An 18,558-nucleotide genomic window follows, 5' to 3' on the forward strand; every position below is an offset into this window, starting at 1 on the left:
TTCTTGCCATTGTTTCCTAATTTAGTTGTACAAATCTGTTTTTCAGAATTTGCGCAGCTTATTAGGGGGCTAAGACAAAAGCATACGCCTACCAATATATGAGCTACGTGTTTCTGTTATTCAACGCAAAAATTCAGTTTTGCAATCTGCCATTTGAGTCGCGGCGTGGTAAAGGCTCCGACAGAAATAAAATGAAGATGGCAGGTCAATCGAGAAAGATGTGGTACGGGTGAGTTAATAGCCAAACATAACAAAAAACTTTTTTTCAAAGATTTTGGCGCAATGTGAATTTGACGGCAGCCACCTAAACCCACCCCTGTTCCTCTCTGAAACCTTTTATCCCTATAGCACTTAGCCATATATTCACTTACAACTTTCTAATCTGAATTCACGACAGTCCCACGAACGACCCCAGCCAAACACACCAATTCCTGCCATCAAACCGCTTCTTCCGTCTCGCCCTATATTAAGTAAGATGTAATTATAACTATGCCACCTTAATAGCACGTCATTGTTCGTTTCTGCTAGATAGATCACAACAGAAAAATGACCTGCTCAACCTAGTACTAGCCCACTTTACTCACAGAATCTGAGGTGATCTGCATATTAAATTGTTCATCATCAGCAGTTTGAACATCGTAGTGGCTTCGACACAGCGATTGTCCACGGTTTATTTGTCTCGCTGTGAATACATTGAGTGTGCAAGCTCACATTTTTAGCGGCACTCATGTTTGTGAACATGTTGAGAACAGAGCACCTGCCCCACACAAGCACTTATTGCTCACTTCATATCAACATTCAGCAACACATGTCTCCATGTAATTAAAAAGAACAGCCCCTTAAGGCAAGTCCGTTGCTACTCGAAAATGTGCCGTGACTGTGAAATACTCCGCCATCAGCCACACGTCCTTTGGATCGGCAGAAGCCAACGCTTTGGGTACTCGCCACCTCCCCTTCTACAGATTATTTTTTCTCCTTACTATTTCTTTGACCGAGGTCATTCGAACCTCAGCATCTCCAAAATCTTGTACAATCAACCTTACGGTGAACGGGTCAACCGTGCAAACTATTATGTCAAACACAGCAAAGGAACGCGCGATCGAGTACGCAAAGAATTACCCAGTTGCCAACACTGATTCAGGACTCTTCGGACCTGTGAGTGTCAGTAACATTGGTTCCTTCAATGACAGGACGATGATCAACCTGTGCCTGAAGACAGCGAAGTCGTCACCCAGGAATGCAAGCATTTCATTTCCCTCTGATTGGTCTAAGGCTAAAAGATTTCGTGGGGGTGACCTAGTCATCGATGAATGATTTTCTCATGCTCCGCCTGTTCCTTTCGAATCTGAATCTGTCGATTCCTGTATTCCGTCCTGGTCAAATATCCCGGCTTCTCCTTCACGCTATAAATTAGGCTCCAAAGCCCTGTCTGCAAAAGGGTCGCGTAGTTAGTACACTATTTCGCTTATATCGAACCGTCCTTCTGTAATCACGACGGTGCCCGAGCATTCAGCGCTTTTTGCTGAAAATTGGAAAGTTCCGGCAAGGATACTTTTGCCTTCATCCCATCGCGAAAATGTCACGTGCCCACTTATAGGAAGCTCATAGGCGCACGACACAGCACCCGAAAAATCCAGGTATTGAAGGCCACAACATTCATTACTACTAATGAAGTAATATGGCTCGTTAATTTTGAAGTCCGGGTTAGCAATGATTGACATGAACATTGTCGTTTGACTACGGCCATTGGCGTAAATATTCACTGCTAGGGTATCATGGGTTCGATAGATTTCGGCATGGGTACTGCTCGCGAACGCAGATCCTTCTGTCAACCATAGTCTACCATTAACCAAACATCCAAAAGTGCCTCTGCCCTCCATGGTAATTGGCGGGAGCGTATCGTCTTCATCACAACCTTGCATCGACAAAGCCACAAAGCAAAACGCGAAGTAAATGGTGTATTTCATCTGGAGGAAAGCCCTACTGCTAATGTAATCATTGGCAACGAACCAGGACACAAGGAACCGTAGACTGTCGTCCTGATGCTCTGCAACACGAGGCTGCCATTGCTGTAGTCTTTGCAATCGCTCTCTTGGCGCAAGGCCGTGACAATACAGTAAGGCGGTAGCAGCCTTCGGACAATGGATCGGGTGAATACATCTGAATAACCCCCGACTACGGTGACTACACCTTCTGCCGAATGAACTTACCAGGTTTGACCTCTTCCTTCCTGGCCCGTATCCGACAGTAATGAAGACACGCCTCCAGACCCTGTAAATCCTCTGGACAAACTATCCTTGTACTACCAACCCTCTTCGGACTGCCATCAGTAATCACGTAGCTGAGCAATTTGGCGCTGCAGACACGTTTCCATTAAGCAGAACAAGTAAGAGCCGAAACGACAAACGTCACTTTTTAAAAAACATCTGTCCAACGGGAAGTAATTCGACATCAGGCCGCGGGTCAATTCCGTTGATTCTATAAAAAAGCTGTTGGCCTTTTAAAACAAGTCCAGTTCTTGGTACACCATCTGCCTTATGAAAGAGTACTGCTACGTAAAAAAGATACTCCTCTTTGGCATTAATAGTCCGTTCCAGTGGTGCTCGCTTATTAGAATTATGATCCCCAAACGTCTTTAGAACCGATAGTCCATAGTCATACGAATATTGTTTTTCGTGTGTCATTGTATCCGATGGCAGGTATACTTTAAAGTAGGACTCAGGCGACCCCAAAATTGCAAATGAATCAGCGGGAAAATTGATTGTTAATTGTAATGGAGTACGAGTTTCATTGATGATATGCGTCCAGAATACTCTATATCCGAATCGCTCACCGTTAGGAGCAGTGTAAGCACCCCCTTTTGGATTGCTGTTTCGTATCACTACACCCTTTCCAGCGGATTCAACGTACCTGTCTTCTGTGTCAATACCGACATAAGAATAAGACGTTAGCGGCTCTCTTCTCGTTGGGGATGTTTGCGCAATTGAGGTTAAACAAATCGTCAATAGCGCGAAAGTGGCTAATAGTCTCATAAGTGTTTCCTGAAGGCTTACCCACAACGTTAGCATACAAGATTTGACGACAACAATGCAGGAACCAGGACAAGAAACCAAGATAAGGAATAGAAGGTGTGCTTTCAAGCCTGCTGAACCATTCGATCCGTACATTGGTCAGTGTAACACACTCTCCTATCGGGTTGGAGGCAACTGATGTTTACTTTAAGAATTGCGCATCTGTTGTGGCCCTATTGAAGCCCATTAGACAAGACCTTTACCCGGCGGACACAACCGCCGTGGCTCACTTAAGATACAGTCCCCGACGAAAAATTCGTTGCAATCACGCAACTACACTTAAATTAAGCTTCCGGTCATAAGCTCCTGATTTTATGAACAACAAAATCCGCTTCACATTCAAGTTTTATCTGCTGACATGCACCCTATTGATGTCGCTATTGATATTTCAGGGATGTAGTCACGATGAAATTCAAACTACATCCCTGAAATTTGATAGGCGCTTTGTCGCTGCCGAGGCGTTTGAGTCGGTGGCCGTCCTCGATGTAGACCGTGACGGTACGCTTGATCTATTGTCCGGATCTTTCTGGTACAAGGGACCCGATTTCATTTCACGCAAGTTCATCGGAACCATTCCCCGTCACAGTGAATACTATGACGACTTTTCAGCCATTGTCATGGATGTGAATGGTGATCAACTTCCAGACGTAGTCACCGGAGGATGGTTTGGTGCTACCCTGTTCTGGCGCGAGAACCCTGGCAAGGATGGAGAATGGAAACATCATGTTATCAGTCAGCCAGGGAACATTGAAGCTACCCGTGCCTGGGATATCGATGGCAATGGTACCTTCGAATTGGTACCCAACACACCGGGCAAGCCCTTGCGCATCTATCGCCTGAGCAATAATGCTCAATTCGACTCGATACAAATCGCCCCTATGCATGGGCACGGTTTGGGATTCGGAGATATTAACGGCGATGGCCGGGGAGACTTCGTGGTAGAAAATGGATGGATTGAAGCCCCGGAAAATCCGTTTACTGAGACATGGACATTCCATGAAGAGTTTAAGTTTGCACTGGTTAGCGTTCCCCTCATTGTAGCGGACGTCAATGGTGACAAATTATCGGACATCATCATCGGACAAGGGCACGACTATGGACTTCACTGGCTGGAACAGGTACGCAGCAATGATGGAACGCGCGCGTGGAAGCAACATGAAATCGATCCTCACAATTCGCAATATCATACAATGGAATGGACTGATCTCGACCAGGACGGTCAGCCCGAGTTGATCACCGGTAAACGCTACCGCGCACACGATGACAACGATCCGGGGGCTCACGATCCACTGGGTCTGTATTACTTCCGGTGGAACGGTTCTTCATTTGTTAAACAGGTGATCAGTTATGGCCCGCCCGGCGAAGGCAAAGGCACGGGATTGAACTTTCAGGTTGTTGACCTTAACGGCGATGACTGGAAAGATATTGCCGTTGCAGGCAAGGATGGTCTTTGTGTTTTCTTCAATCGGGGTCCCGGGAAATAGGATAACGCCGGGCTATTCCCGTCGGATATAAATCCCGTTAGAGGTTGTAATTGGCCCTATTTTGGATCTTTGGTCAAAAGCTTTGGATTTTGGCGGCTGCCCGCTCCGCCCGGGAGCACGCTGCTTGAACGGGAATTTTCGTTATCTTCAGATCACAAAACCTTTAAGATTATGTTGTGGTTGACCTTACTTCTCACCGTTGTATTAACCTCTCTGATATTATGGGGTCGCTCCTGGATCTTGAAAAACCGCGAAAAGCATCCCGATATTTATGAGACACGAGGCACCATCCGCATGTTGGTGTATGTCATTTTGAATCTGGGTGACCTGCTGTAAAAAGCGTCTCCGTTCCTCTCCGTTCCTGACCAGAATAAATTAAATATGATTGGGCAGGCATTCATCCTAACATTCAAACAAATGAAAACAACAACACTATTATTTGCTTTGTGTATTGGGAGCGCAATCCCGGCATACTCACAAGTTAACCGTCATCAAAGAATTGAGCCAGGGACCAGGCAGAATGTAGAAAGAGAAAATCAAAAGCTTGGCGATTTTGGCAATTACACGTTCGCTGACAAATTCACCGGCACATGGAGCGTCAGAGCAACGGACAATTTCAATATGACACCGGCATGGCGCCGAACAATCAAATCAACAAAAGAAATAATTTCAGGAGACGACATGCCCTGCCTGGAACCAAAGGGTGGCTACATTCCATGCCTCAATCCAAAGGGCGTATTCCCTATGAGAGTTTACACACCTGAACGGGTCATATGGGGGACCTTGTGGGCACCGAACAATTTCTATTAGTGATGGTTAATGCGGTTTAGGTTAACCTAATATGTTTCTTCAGGTCGACGGTCTTTTAACCTGCACATAACGCACTTCAAGAACCCCAGAAGGGGGATGCATATATTACGCCTCTTTACTTTCACCCAACGGTTGGCAACTATAGTCGTGGTGAAAGCGCAACTAAAACATTAATATTTCACACTTGCTCGCATTCAACGGCTTCACCCCAATCTTAACGCCCCAATAATTCACGCGTTTGCTGTCAGCTATTGGCATCAGGCGCATTGCGTCAGAATTCTTAGCCTTTGTGCCGTGTCTACCGTAGATCTGCTCACGGTCTTCATTCAACTCTAAGATTTTATATTCAAGTGGTGTTGCATCACCACTGTGCAGCACATCTTTCAATAGTAAGAGGAATTTCTCTATCCGTAGCCACCACGTCAATCAAATCGTAAACATTCACCCCATCGACCTTGTCAGCGTAAGGAGCGCTTGCAAACACAGATGCTGATGATATAAACGCCGGGCACATCAGGCAGACGAGAATCAGACGAACACCCGCAGCATTATAAACTCTTTCGCAATAGACAACCTTCGTTACCAACTAACAGCGCCTCATCTTTTGTATATATAAAAAACAAAATCGCTACGAAGTTAACCAAGTCCACACTGAAGCTTAACTGACGCAATCGTATTCGAAAATTTTCTCGTGATTATTCGGTGGCTGATTACGTAACATAAACGGTTAAACAAACATTTTATTCAAGTCACAACTACTTCACGCAACAATTAATACTGTATCGAACTCAATAACACCAACGTCTACTCCTTCGTCGTCCCAAATATTAAACCGTTGCTTCAACTTTTCGAACACTGCGCAAACGAATGAAGTAAAATCACTGAGCCAACGTCGCCGCTTACAAATCAGGATAAATAAATAGCGTTATGGCTAGGCGCCAATGCAATTTACAAAATACAATTGTCGGGCTATACGCACATAAATGAAGTTAAACATCTAAATAAACTTGAATAGTTATTTTAAAATCCAACATCAATTCAGCTACTTTATAGTGCCTTACATAACGCGAATCAATTAAGTGCTTCAGTTATGTATATCTCCGTACTGCATCTAGTGTTGATTTAGTTCGACCTTTTCACACTGTACTACGCTACCTAAGTTACCCGACATGCTTCGCGTTTTAATGATCGCAAGAAGTACGATGTACACTTCACCCGGAGGAGATACCACTCAGGTGCTCATGACGGCCAAGTATCTGCGGAAATTAAAAGTTCACGTAGATATCAAGCTTGCCGACGACGTAATTCACCATGAGCGATACGATATCATCCACTTCTTCAACATCATCCGGCCCGATGACATTCTTACTCACCTTCGCCAGGGGCCGAAAATTGTCATTTCTCCTGTATTTGTTGACTTCTCCGCGTATGATAAAACGCAACGTCGCGGGATGTCCGGATTGTTGCTTCGGCAATTCGACGACTGGCAGATTGAATACATAAAATCATTGGCGCGTTATGCCTTTAAAGGTGATAAGATCAAGTCCAGATACTTTCTCCTTCACGGTCAGCGACAGTCTGTTATGAAAGCTGCGCTCTGTGCTGACTTGCTATTACCGAACTCACACAGCGAACAGCGGCGTTTCGAAACTGCACTGAACAAAACCTTCAACTACCGTAAGGTGGTATATGCGGTAGACGATGAACAATTCAACGACTCTGTCGAAGTAAACCGAGAATATGCGAATCACATTATATGTGTAGGACGAATTGAAGGGCGCAAGAATCAATTGAATTTAATCAAGGCAGTGATCGACACTCCTTACCATTTGACCATCATCGGAAAGCCGGCACTCAACCAGCTCTCCTACTATGAAGAATGCAAAGCGGTGGCAGCAACGTGCTCACGAATTAAGTTTGTACCACACATAACACACAGCGAACTGGCAAGTATTTACAAGTCAGCCCGCGTTCACGTCTTGCCGAGTTGGTTCGAGACGTGCGGTCTTAGTTCATTGGAGGCGGGTATCATGAATTGCAATATCGTCATTACACGAAAGGGCGATACGGAAGAATATTTTGGAGATTATGCTTATTACTGTGAACCCGATGATGTGCAATCGATCAGGGAATCTGTCACACGAGCGTATAACGATCCCATTATGCCCGGGCTGCGCGAATATATACTTCAGCACTATACGTGGCGACTTGCCGCTCAGCAAACGATGGACGGCTATCTAAGTCTTCTTCCCGAGAAATCGATAAACAAAGAACTGCAGCAAATCCATAGCCTATGACACTCGCCATCGTCGGAACAAGAGGTATCCCGAATAATTACGGAGGATTTGAAACGCTTGCTGAACAACTCGTGGAATATCTCTCGCGTGAATTCGAAATTACGGTGTATTGTTCGTCTAAGGACATGCCAAGCACTCAGCATCAATTTAATGGCGCAAAACTGCACTATCTGCCCATTACCTCGCACGGGGCAATGGGGATGGTATATGATAGCATCGCGCTTATTCATGCTATTAAACGGTTCGACAAAGTATTGTTTCTTGGATTCGGCGCCGGGTTCGTTATGCCTCTTGTTCGGCGCTACCGATCGAAAATAGTTGTCAATATTGGTGGCCTTGACTGGACGAGAAACAAGTGGTCTGGTTTTGCGCGCAACGTCATCAAAACCTGTGAGGTCATGCTGGTACGCAACAGCGGAAGCATCGTATCGGACAATATAGGAATCCAGGAATATATCAAAACAAGATATGGATTGTCCAGTTCGCTGATTGCTTACGGTGGCGACCAGGCTACAAAAGAAGAATGGGACGAGAACGATGAACAGCAGTACGGTTTCTTAGGCAAACCCTACGCATTTATTGTGACAAGGATTCAGCCGGATAACAATATCGAAATGATCCTCGATGCCTTTCGACAACAAAGTGCGTTGCCTTTGGTCATGGTTGGCAACTGGAACAACTCCGGTTACGGCAGAAACTTAAGGCTACTGTACTCCGGGCAGCGTCAGCTTGTTCTTCTCGACGCTATCTATGATAGAAAAAAACTTAACACGCTGCGAAGCAATTGCACCATTTACATCCATGGTCACTCTGCCGGAGGTACTAATCCTTCGCTGGTGGAGGCGATGTTCCTTCAACTCCCAGTATTTGCCTTTGCTTCCGGATATAATGAACATACCACCCGACATTCAGCCATGTATTTTCGCGACAGTCACGACCTGTTAAGCCTGGTTGAGAACTACAAGCGATTGGATCTTGATTCAATGGCCGAAAAGCTTAAAGAAATTGCAGATCACGAGTATCGTTGGAATATCATCGCATCCAAATATCAAAATGTACTAACCTCTAATACCCTTAACCCCCAGCTAACATGAGAAAAGTTGCACTTGTAGGAGCAGGAAAAATGGGCATATCCCATTTATCAATTCTTGGCGCCCATCCCAAGGTTGATATCGTAGGCGTTTGCGATAGTTCGAAGATTGTAGTCGATGTGTTAAAGCGTTATTCAAAGTTCCCATGCTTTACTGATTATGATGAAATGCTGGACAAGGCAAATCCCGACGCTGTCGTCGTGGCGGTTCCAACGAAGTATCACAGCGCCCTCGTGAAGAAAGCGGTAACGCAAAAGCGCCATGTTTTCGCTGAGAAGCCGTTATCACTGTCCAGCATTGAAGGTCTTGAACTGGTCAAACTGGTTGAAGAAAAAAAGATTGTTAATCAGGTGGGCTACCACAACAAATTCATCGGCACCTTCAGACAGTTGAAAAGACTGATAGGCAGTGGCTATCTGGGTGACCTGTTCCACTTTCAGGGAGAAGCCTATGGCCCGGTGGTGACACGCCCCAAGAACAGCAACTGGCGGGGAGATCCGAAAGAAGGAGGCGGTTGCCTTATGGATTATGCTTCACACGTCATAGACCTCCTCAATGATGTGGTCGGCCCAATAAAGAAAGTAAAAGGAAGCATTCTCAAATCGTGTTACTCAAACGATGTGGAAGACGCAGTCTATGCCCTTGTCGCAACCGAAGATGATCTTTCCGGTGTTATCAGCGTTAATTGGAGCGACGAATCCTATCGTAAGATGTCTACCTCCATCACCATTGTCGGCAGTGAAGGGAAAGCCGTGTGTGATGCCACGCAGATAAAGGTTTACTTCAAAACAAATGACGTCCCTAAGGGGTATAGCAAAGGATGGAACATTAAGTACGTAACAGACTTTACTGACAACGTCGACTTCTATCTCCGGGGTGAAGAATACTCCGCTCAGCTGGACTATTTCGTCGAGGCGATGTCGGGCAACGTTGCCAATTCGGTAAACACTTTCAGATCCGCCTGGGAAACCGACCACGTGATAACTCTGATCAAACAAAACAGTAACTAATATCATTGCTATGGAAAGAATAATTTTTGGCGACAATCAATTTTTTGCAGTCAACCATTTGAGCGATGAGAAGTCACGCGAGCAGTCTATTCGGTTTAATAACATCGCAGCAATCATTAACACGATCGACCATGCACGCGCTGCTGGCGTAGAAACCTTTATGTGTACGACGCACGACAGGATCAGTTTGTTATGCGACTACGTAAGGGTGCATCCGGAGAAGTATGGAGAGTTTAAAATCTTCCCTTGTATGCCATACGCCCACAAATATGCAAACGCGGTAACTGAGCTAGGCATTGTAGGCACTTTGAAAGAATTTGTCCCCGGCAATTTTATGGGTTCAATTTTCAAGGGTGGCCTGGCGATGTTATCAAAAGATTATTTTTCCATCATGGAGCTGCTGGTGGACGCCGAAATGAAAATGTTCGCCGGACTAAAGACGCCTGTCATTTTTCTGCAGAATGTGGTTACTGACCTGCTCCTCGGTCTGGGCATGATCGATGTGCTAATCCATTTTCATAAGTATGTAGAGAAGAAATATCATGCTGAAGCGGGTTTCATCACGATGAATTTGCCCAAGCTGGCATCCCAACTACTAGATGCGGGTATTGAGAATCCCATCATCTGCGCCTCGATTAACAAAATAGGATTCAGGATGTCCGGAGGTCGGGAAGCGTATGAAGAATGCCTGCGGACATTGAAGATACGCGTAATCGCCATGCAGGTATTGGCGGCCGGCGCAATACCACCCGCCGAGGCGGTAGAATATGTTTGCAACCTGCCGAATGTGTGCTCTATCCTTTTTGGGGCGTCTTCCAAAACCAACATTCGGGAGACAACGACATTAATCAATGGATTCGATCTCGCTAATGCTGAACACGCTTTGAGACGAGCGGGCAGCTATAATAAATCATCGCAGGTAATAACAAGTTCGCTACCATCAGCCTTTGCCAGTGGCGCGCAACTCAACGGCGTCTAGCCTGACCGTAAGAACCCCATTGTCTTCGGGTATGCTAATGCTGCGCTCTTTGATAAACTTCGCAGGGTTTCCGCCATAAATGGAGTTTGCTTTGTAGCGTCCTCTTGGCAACAAACAGTTGGCCGCAATTATACACCCGTCCTCAACGACGGCGCCGTCGAGAATCGTCGCCTTTGCACCAATCCAGCAGTTGCGGCCGATAACGATGCCCTGGTGATTCACTCCCTGCAGTCGAATAGGAATCGAAGGGTCCTTATAATTGTGATTCTCGGCGTGAAAGCTTACGTAGTTGCCAATAATGGTGTCGTCACCAATCGAAATGCCGCCGGGACAACCGTAATACGAATCCATGCCCAATCCTACGTTGTTCCCCACAATCATACCCTTGCCAAGATGCTTTAAGTTACCGGTGCACTCAATGACGGTCCGCTTGCCTACGGACACACTATCTCCAAAACGCAAACCCTCGGACGATAGTGCATCAAGGTACGTATGATCGTCCAACGTAACCCCCACACCAAATGTCATCTTCGATCGCGCCTTTATTTCTACGCGCTTACCGATGAACAAGATGCCTTTGTGCCGGATAAAAGACAATTTCCCACGTATCACCATCATCACACGCGCCATGGAGTAGAGTAACATGTAAGAATTCGGAATTCGATGATCGAGGACGTACCTCTCCTTTTTGATCCTGGAGATAATGAAGTTTAAAATCGATTTCATGTGATCGTTTAGGTTTCTTGTCGGCGCAGATATAGGTTCAGATTGAACTTCCTTAAGAATTTTCTGATAGAGAACTTGACGTAAACCGAAAACGTGTACAGCAGCGACCTGACGACTGGTGATTTCCCTGTGCTTACCGATGCATGGAAACATTCCCTTATGGCGGCATAGCTGTCGCTGCTGCCACCTTCGCGAAACCTTACGGTAACCTTATCCATAAAGGCTGTTCGCAGTTCGTTCCTGCCTCTCAGCAGGAATTCGTAGTCACCTACAATTCGATACGCTGTACTGAAGACGCCGTATTTTTCAAAGAGCCTTCTGGAATGCAGAGAGCCGGGATGCGCTACAGTCATTTCCCGTTGAAATCTGGGCCATTCCCATGCCCACCCCAGCACACGGTACGGCACGAGATTCTTGTCTGTGTAGTATACCCGTGACGAAATAAAATCCACTTCGTGGTCAAGCGAGTCGATAAACGAAACATACTGATTAAGTGCGTCCGGCAACAAACAATCGTCGCTTCCCAGGAACATCACCCAATCTCCTTTTGCCAAACGCAGGCCCTTGTTCCAGGCATCAAAGATACCTCTGTCAGGTTCACTGATCCAGGAAGTCACCAGGTCGCCATAACGGTGAACCACCTGCAAGGTGTCATCCTTCGAGCCACCGTCCACCACGACCACCTCGCAATGGGGGTAATCCTGCTTGCTGATGCTGTCCAACAAGTCGGGCAATAGGACCGAGGCATTGTAGGTAGCGATGATGATCGAAATACGGGGCGGATGTGACATACATTTTTTATTTTAATCAATTGTAATCAGACCTTTGTTGCGTTAAGAGACAAAGCCGGATGCGCTTCGTTATGAACAGTCAGATTCTGAGCCACTGCAAAACAATACCCGGTATTGATCAGTAACACCGCTGACTCACAATTGAAAAAACTATACACAACGTAATTGCAAAACATTAACGCAATCGTACCGGACACCAGCATCGATGCAATTACACCGAAGGAACTGCCACGAGGCATTACAAAAAGCAGATAGCCAAACCTGATGATGATCAATCCAAACACGGTACAAAAAATCATCAGCCCCACCACGCCGGACTTGAGTAAGAGAAAGATGTATCCGTTATGAAACAACGGTATATAGCGGAACTCAGTGCCGCCTAAATTCAAAAACACTTGCAGGTCAACATGAGCACCAAGTCTTCCTAACAAAACACGAAGGCCATCTTCACTTTGAAACTGCCTGAACGCCGTGTTTGATTCGTAGCCACGATACCTAAGGACAATGTCCTCTATGCCGTCGTAACCACCACCCGAGACCTCAGCGGTGGAGTGCATCACCTTTCCGAGAAAGGACATATCGTTTACTGGTTGCTCCAAGAATGTCATCGCGAAGACGATAACTAGGCCGGATGCCGCTGATGACAACGCAACGCGTCGCAGTCCAAAACGATAAATTAATCCAACTGCACAAAATAAAAGCAGAATAACGATGTACGTCCGCGACGCGCACATGTACAAGCCTAGTCCATTAACGGATAACAATAACCCGCTACCCCACCCTATCGTTATCTTACTGATCATACTACGATAAATCAAAAGCGCGATTGCCAACGCTGGCGCAGGGTTGCCAATTGGATTTTCATTAATGTATCGTGCTGCGAATGGATCGAGAACAGCCGTCATTCCCAGAGAGCGTACGCCTTCGGCCATCACCAATAGAGAAACCGTGGTACCAGCCATTATCAGACAGGCACCATACTCTTCCCAGGAGAGTACATTCATCGTCACCGAACCGGCTATTAGCAGCACGCAAGGAATGGCAAATAAGAAAGCGTCTTTGAAAACCGGGTAGCTGTTGCTGTTCACGGCGAGGACAAGCCCATACACAATGGGCAGAAGCAGTACCAAAAACTCAGTGGCGATGTAAGGGCGCTCGAAGCGTTGCAGTAAACAATGTGCTGTCAATACCAAGCTCAGACCTAGCGGAATTATATCACCGATCGCCGAATTTTGAAAGTAGCTTGAAACGACGATCAAAAATACCAATATGTGATAATACCTCTTCAATGAGATCCTTTTTATGTTTGCTATCTATTCCATATTCCTGTTGCCGTTCCGGCAAGTTGTCGCTCACATTGAACTACCAGCACTACCGTCATGATCACGAAAATCACGATATTGGAGATCACGATACCTGGCAGGCCGACTATCTCCGATAACACGATGGCCAGCACTACATTCACAACAGCACAAATCACAACGAGCCATAGTTGCAGTTGTATCTTGCCAATTCCATTCAGGATATTAACATGTAAGCTGTGAACCATATAGGCGATGACGTAGATGGCCATGAAGAAGGAAAGATGAAACGGTACTTTCACCGCTCCGCCTAACCAGAAGTTGTAGATTCTATCCGACAACGCCAGTATCAGCATGCAGCCTCCGGAAAGGAGAACCACCAATTTCATGTACTTAGACCTGGAACGCCGGACCCACTCCAGGTCGCCCTTAAGGTATGCGTCTGTAACGGCACTCCAGAATGGCAGGAGGAAAACGGTGAAAACCATTACGATGGTAAAGAACAACCGATAGGCTATATTAAACGTAGTTACGTCTTTTGATCCGAAGATCTGTGCAACCAGTATATTGTCGGACTGATATAGAATGATTACGCCGATGTTAATCAGAAAGAACTTTCCCCCAAGCGTGAGCAGCTCACGCGCGTAAGCTGGCCTGATGAGATTGAGTGACGGACGGAACTTCGCGTATGATGTTCTGAACAGGTATATACTTGAAATCAGGAGAGTCAAAGGTGGAATCGCAGTTAGAATCCAGACCAGCTCAAGGAAGTCGGTTGTTCTGAATTGTGCCAGCACAAGAATCACCGCTACTGTTAACGTCTGCCCTGCAAGATTAACCAAAGATGCCTTCGCCGGATCATGGTTGGCCATAAATATGGAATTAATGTTCTGCAGTACCAATTGAAAACAGAATGCGCTGAACGCTATAAGCACGGCGTTGCTCAATGTTTGTTCAGGGACGCTCCCCGCATTTAGAATGACCTGCCAGTCCAGGAGCGGATTCACCATCAGAAATATCAGTAACAAGCCTCCGGCAACCACGGCAAGCCCTGCATAGGTCGTGCTTACAAAGATCTTTCCTTTAACGACATCTCCAGTCACGCTCGTCTCCACCAGTTTGTTACGCATCCCGTGGCCAAGGCCGATGTCCAGAAAGTTTATCCACATCACCAATGAACTCAACGTTAGCCAAACACCATATCGCTCTGTATTGACATAATTGATGGTAAGGGGAACGAGCAGAAGGTTGATCAGTACCTGCGCACCTTTCACCACGACAGAAGCGATGATGTTCTTCTTCGCTTTCCTGCTGCGTTCAGAACCATTGTTCACCAGCGCTCTCCAGGAAGCTAATGCCGAAATTACAGTTGATCTCATCGAACGCTGATTAAATACCAACGACTTATTAATACCTTGTGTTATTCCAGTATTCTGAAGACAGACTTTGATTCAAACAATGCGGATCTCTTGTCATACGCGTCATTGTTTCCGTATCCATAGCCTACAATTGCTGACGCTCCTCGCGTCTTCACATCATTAAATACAATCCGCACGTTTTTCAAGTCACGAAGCCTTTCGTTTGAATCAAGTGCTTCCACCATTTGAATCAAAGTCCTGTTGTGCCTTACGACTAAAAGTGTCATATCCGCACAGGCACCAACAACAAATGCATCCGCAATTGGAAGCACCGGCGGGGAATCAAGAATTACATAGTCGTACCGTTCTCTGAGCTGCTCAATTAGCTGTGGAATGCAACCATTGAAAAGGATTTCAGTGGAATTCCCAGCAGACCTACCTGTTGGAATAATGTGCACGAATGGTATTTTTGTTTCAAAAATTACCTCGTTCAGAGTAGACCGGCCGACTAGTAGATCCGAAGCGCCCAGGTTAGCGGTGAGCTCAAACAGATGAGTAAGTCTTGAACTCCGAAGATCGAAGTCAATCAATATCACCCGTTTAGTCAGACGACCAAGACTACTGGCCAGGTTCGACGAAACAAAACTCTTTCCTTCCCGGCTAATGCTGGACGTTACCATGATCACACGCGGATCAGTTGGACTCATGCGAATAGCCGACCGTAACTGACAAAATTGTTCTCTGATTCTGGACATACTCGCAGACTCAAACACGCTGTGGCCGACCCTTGCGTGCGACAACTCGCCCATAACGGGATAGCTAGTCGCTGCCTCCACGTCCTTTCTGAACAAGACCTTGTTGGTTAATACTTCCTTCGCGCATATAAAAGAAACCACTATAAGCATCGACACTATCATCGCTGCACTGTAAACAATCATTTTATTAGGTGCTACCGGAAACAACGATGCCTCGGCTGCATCAATCAGGATTGCGTCAGATGTAGATGACGCATATGCCAGCGCCGTTTCCTCGCGCTTTTGCAACAAAAACGTATACACATCATTTTTAATAGACTGCTGTCTGTTGGCTTCCAGGAGTTCGCGCTCCTTTTGCGGTATCTGGCTTAGCACCGTCTCGTATCTCGTGTTGGACGAACTGAGGTTATCCCGGCTTGCCACCAGACTGACTTTTTGGTTCTTAACATACTCGAGGATTGATGGGCGTAAATTCTCCACCTCGTCCCGCAAGGCTACAAGGATCGGATTATTTTCAGCCGTAGTTTTGCGCAATGTCTCGTATTGAACTTCCGCTTCGAATAAGTGCTCTAACAGAGAGACAATTCGTGTGTCGGCAAGCCCTACCGTGGATGGTACGAGACGTTCCGCGTTATTCTTTGCTGTGATGTATTTCTCGATCTTCGTCAGGACTGCTAATTGGATATCAATCTCAATCAGCCGCTGATCATTGTCTCCAACATTTTGAAGAAATAGTTTTCCCTGTTCGCTAAGGTCGACGATGCCACGATTCGACTTATAGGCTTCAATGCTTCTCTCGACAGAATCCAGACTCGCCTCTACGTTCTGAATTCGCTCTTCAATGAGTCTAAGAGTGCTGGCTGCCAGACCGCTTTTCTCGGATGATGTAGCACAATTATACAATTCAACCACAGCGTTGACGATCTGCTCACCCCGCGAAGGCACGGCATCCCGTAACTTTACGGTGACTACAGTACCAAGCTTGCTCGTGGCTATTATTTCGAGTCGCCGCGCAATGTCATCTGCGACGGAACGCGGATCAAGAACGGAAAGAAAAAATGGGCCTTCTCCACGTTCAACCAGATTCGGATTCGCGACGAACCGAATTTCCATATTGCCGAACTTCCGCCACTCATTCAAGGGATATACCTCGGCACCAAGTCGCACAGTGGACTGTTTTTCGTCATAGATGAAATCGACACGCGGTATGGGCGTGATACGTGGTCGCAGGTTGCGTACTTCAGCTACCACCGGACAGGTCTCATAGCCAGATCGGCTCAATCCGAATTCATCCTGGTAAAAAACCGCAGCACACAATCCCAACTTCTCAACGCATTGCCGAACCAATGTTCTTGATCTGATCACCTCCATTTCATTTTCCACGATCTTCTTCGATGCATACACGTTCAGCGATTCAATCATCGATGGTTCTTCAACGCCTTTGTTCTCATCCTTGATCAGGACCACCGCCGAGATTTCGTAGACCGGTGTTACCAGCTTCAGGTATGCAGTACCACCGACAAAGCCAGTCACCAATGCCACAGCAAAAAGTGGCCAGTAGGGCAAAAACCGATGAAGGACAATATGCGCGAGACTACTGTTTATCATTCAGCCTGCATGTTTATTTTTATCATGGCGATGACGTTTAGCGGTTCAGATAATCAACAGCGATAATTCCGAAAGTGAATGCACTAAAAATAACTGGCAACCAAACTACTGCCTGCCCGGTCGATGCTACCTTTGCCCGGTTCGGCTCCACATATACTACATCGTTAGATTTCAAATAGTAGTATGGCGATGATAAAAGATCAGATGAATTCAAATTCATTCTGCTGATCACCTTCTTCCCATTTTCCTGGCGAATAATCATCACGTTATCCCTACGCGCATAAACCGTTAAATCACCGGCGAGTGACAGCGCCTCAAGCAGCGAAATTTTTTCGCTCGGCACAGTGACAACAGAGGGTTTTGCTACTTCGCCCAATACCGATACACGAAAATTTAAATAGCGAACATTTACCATCGGGTCGACCAAAAGTTTGCGATCCAACAGAAGCTTAGTAATCACAGCTTCAAACTGCTTCTTTGTAAGACCCGCTGCCTTCACGTCACCGAGTATCGGTAACTTGATTAATCCGTCGAGCCCGACAAGATAACCCTCAGCCTGGGTAGTAGTCGGAGTGTTTTGGACAGCGACGTAATTTTTCATTGACATGTTGAAGATCTCTGAAGCGTCGGGATTCAAAGAACTTACTGTAATCTTTAAAATGTCATTCGGATTAATTACTGGCTCAAGATCAACCGGCGCGTCTGCAATCGCACCATTTTCTACTCCATTGAAATAGAGCGCCTTCTTCACACTCACACAAGAGGTGAGCCCGGTTAAGATTATAATAGAGGCAACGATAAATCGAACTATCCTAATCACAACTACGATAATTTGATGTTAACCAAATGTAGTAAAAATCAAACACGAGAATTTTCTACGATGTTATAACTGCCCAATCCCGACGCATAAGAATATCATTCCGAAACTTTAAGTGATTTGATAAGTTTAAACATCAATGCAATTGGCATATAACTACAAACGATTGTAGCAATTTGAACCTCGATCCATCACATCTGCCAATGTGTTGAAAATAAAAAATGATACTTAACGAAGATTTTTTTCCAGAAATGATCTGATGACAACTCCAATGTTCAAACACTGGTAACATATATCGATTGCGATCTACCAGGCATTGCTATCACTACGCATTGCGTTGTCGCCGCGAGCTGAAGCGCATTGTTGTCAAGCGATGCCGCCACTGATAATTCCGGACGCTTTGACCCACCTATTCCGCTAATGGTTTGACCCACCCTATGGCGTGGGAGATTTGATGTGT

At 46.0% G+C, this 18,558-nt stretch carries 15 protein-coding genes; 7 read left to right on the forward strand and 8 right to left on the reverse strand.

Going from position 1 to position 18,558, the window contains the following annotated elements; translation table 11 throughout:
- Positions 1 to 1,071 precede the first annotated feature (1,071 nt).
- The gene (locus WBG78_RS30290) at positions 1,072 to 1,314 is read left to right on the forward strand and encodes a hypothetical protein (RefSeq protein ID WP_337330294.1); all 243 of its coding nucleotides are present in this window, start codon (positions 1,072 to 1,074) and stop codon (positions 1,312 to 1,314) included.
- Between the two features lie 134 nt (positions 1,315 to 1,448).
- On the opposite strand, the gene WBG78_RS30295 is transcribed toward WBG78_RS30290, so the two are convergent.
- Positions 1,449 to 1,721, reverse strand: coding sequence for a hypothetical protein (locus tag WBG78_RS30295; protein WP_337330295.1), 273 nt, complete (start codon positions 1,719 to 1,721; stop codon positions 1,449 to 1,451).
- Positions 1,722 to 3,385: 1,664 nt separating this feature from the next.
- On the opposite strand from WBG78_RS30295, the gene WBG78_RS30300 reads away from it, so the two are divergent.
- The 6 genes from WBG78_RS30300 (at position 3,386) to WBG78_RS30325 (ending at position 10,742) form a co-directional block, all read left to right on the forward strand.
- Entirely contained in the window at positions 3,386 to 4,555 is a 1,170-nt protein-coding gene (locus WBG78_RS30300) for an FG-GAP repeat domain-containing protein (protein ID WP_337330296.1), read from the forward strand.
- 417 nt (positions 4,556 to 4,972) lie between these two features.
- A complete protein-coding gene (locus WBG78_RS30305) occupies positions 4,973 to 5,365 on the forward strand; it encodes a hypothetical protein (protein WP_337330297.1) in 393 nt (130 codons plus the stop codon).
- A gap of 1,169 nt (positions 5,366 to 6,534) precedes the next feature.
- Entirely contained in the window at positions 6,535 to 7,662 is a 1,128-nt protein-coding gene (locus WBG78_RS30310) for a glycosyltransferase family 4 protein (RefSeq protein WP_337330298.1), read from the forward strand.
- Entirely contained in the window at positions 7,659 to 8,756 is a 1,098-nt protein-coding gene (locus WBG78_RS30315; RefSeq protein ID WP_337330299.1) for a DUF1972 domain-containing protein, read from the forward strand. Before WBG78_RS30310 ends, WBG78_RS30315 begins: the two co-directional genes overlap by 4 nt.
- Entirely contained in the window at positions 8,753 to 9,763 is a 1,011-nt protein-coding gene (locus tag WBG78_RS30320) for a Gfo/Idh/MocA family protein (protein WP_337330300.1), read from the forward strand. Before WBG78_RS30315 ends, WBG78_RS30320 begins: the two co-directional genes overlap by 4 nt.
- A 10-nt stretch (positions 9,764 to 9,773) precedes the next feature.
- Positions 9,774 to 10,742, forward strand: coding sequence for a hypothetical protein (locus WBG78_RS30325; RefSeq protein ID WP_337330301.1), 969 nt, complete (start codon positions 9,774 to 9,776; stop codon positions 10,740 to 10,742).
- On the opposite strand, the gene WBG78_RS30330 is transcribed toward WBG78_RS30325, so the two are convergent.
- The 7 genes from WBG78_RS30330 to WBG78_RS30360 all read right to left on the reverse strand — a co-directional run.
- Positions 10,704 to 11,468, reverse strand: a complete 765-nt coding sequence (locus tag WBG78_RS30330) for an acyltransferase (protein WP_337330302.1) — start codon at positions 11,466 to 11,468, stop codon at positions 10,704 to 10,706. The two genes, WBG78_RS30325 and WBG78_RS30330, sit on opposite strands and share 39 nt — an antisense overlap.
- 8 nt (positions 11,469 to 11,476) lie before the next feature.
- Positions 11,477 to 12,259: a glycosyltransferase family 2 protein gene (locus tag WBG78_RS30335; protein WP_337330303.1), complete on the reverse strand. Its 783-nt coding sequence runs from the start codon at positions 12,257 to 12,259 to the stop codon at positions 11,477 to 11,479.
- Between the two features lie 26 nt (positions 12,260 to 12,285).
- Positions 12,286 to 13,548, reverse strand: a complete 1,263-nt coding sequence (locus WBG78_RS30340; RefSeq protein ID WP_337330304.1) for a hypothetical protein — start codon at positions 13,546 to 13,548, stop codon at positions 12,286 to 12,288.
- Positions 13,549 to 13,568: 20 nt separating this feature from the next.
- A complete protein-coding gene (locus tag WBG78_RS30345) occupies positions 13,569 to 14,939 on the reverse strand; it encodes a lipopolysaccharide biosynthesis protein (RefSeq protein WP_337330305.1) in 1,371 nt (456 codons plus the stop codon).
- Between the two features lie 41 nt (positions 14,940 to 14,980).
- Entirely contained in the window at positions 14,981 to 17,281 is a 2,301-nt protein-coding gene (locus WBG78_RS30350) for a GumC family protein (protein ID WP_337330306.1), read from the reverse strand.
- Positions 17,282 to 17,318: 37 nt separating this feature from the next.
- Positions 17,319 to 18,101: a polysaccharide biosynthesis/export family protein gene (locus WBG78_RS30355; RefSeq protein WP_337330307.1), complete on the reverse strand. Its 783-nt coding sequence runs from the start codon at positions 18,099 to 18,101 to the stop codon at positions 17,319 to 17,321.
- 272 nt (positions 18,102 to 18,373) lie between these two features.
- Positions 18,374 to 18,558 (reverse strand): hypothetical protein (locus tag WBG78_RS30360; RefSeq protein WP_337330308.1); only part of this gene is annotated, 185 nt, incomplete at its 5' end.

The sequence above is a fragment of the Chryseolinea sp. T2 genome (genome assembly GCF_037203685.1).
Lineage (GTDB): Bacteria > Bacteroidota > Bacteroidia > Cytophagales > Cyclobacteriaceae > Chryseolinea.

Excerpts from the sequence above, each read along its gene's own strand:
- WBG78_RS30320 (WP_337330300.1), top strand. The coding sequence starts at position 8,753 with ATGAGAAAAGTTGCACTTGTAGGAGCAGGAAAAATGGGCATATCCCAT.
- WBG78_RS30290 (WP_337330294.1), top strand. The coding sequence starts at position 1,072 with ATGTCAAACACAGCAAAGGAACGCGCGATCGAGTACGCAAAGAATTAC.
- WBG78_RS30350 (WP_337330306.1), bottom strand. The coding sequence starts at position 17,281 with ATGATAAACAGTAGTCTCGCGCATATTGTCCTTCATCGGTTTTTGCCC.
- WBG78_RS30345 (WP_337330305.1), bottom strand. The coding sequence starts at position 14,939 with ATGAGATCAACTGTAATTTCGGCATTAGCTTCCTGGAGAGCGCTGGTG.
- WBG78_RS30310 (WP_337330298.1), top strand. The coding sequence starts at position 6,535 with ATGCTTCGCGTTTTAATGATCGCAAGAAGTACGATGTACACTTCACCC.
- WBG78_RS30335 (WP_337330303.1), bottom strand. The coding sequence starts at position 12,259 with ATGTCACATCCGCCCCGTATTTCGATCATCATCGCTACCTACAATGCC.
- WBG78_RS30325 (WP_337330301.1), top strand. The coding sequence starts at position 9,774 with ATGGAAAGAATAATTTTTGGCGACAATCAATTTTTTGCAGTCAACCAT.
- WBG78_RS30330 (WP_337330302.1), bottom strand. The coding sequence starts at position 11,468 with ATGAAATCGATTTTAAACTTCATTATCTCCAGGATCAAAAAGGAGAGG.
- WBG78_RS30315 (WP_337330299.1), top strand. The coding sequence starts at position 7,659 with ATGACACTCGCCATCGTCGGAACAAGAGGTATCCCGAATAATTACGGA.
- WBG78_RS30300 (WP_337330296.1), top strand. The coding sequence starts at position 3,386 with ATGAACAACAAAATCCGCTTCACATTCAAGTTTTATCTGCTGACATGC.
- WBG78_RS30305 (WP_337330297.1), top strand. The coding sequence starts at position 4,973 with ATGAAAACAACAACACTATTATTTGCTTTGTGTATTGGGAGCGCAATC.
- WBG78_RS30295 (WP_337330295.1), bottom strand. The coding sequence starts at position 1,721 with ATGTCAATCATTGCTAACCCGGACTTCAAAATTAACGAGCCATATTAC.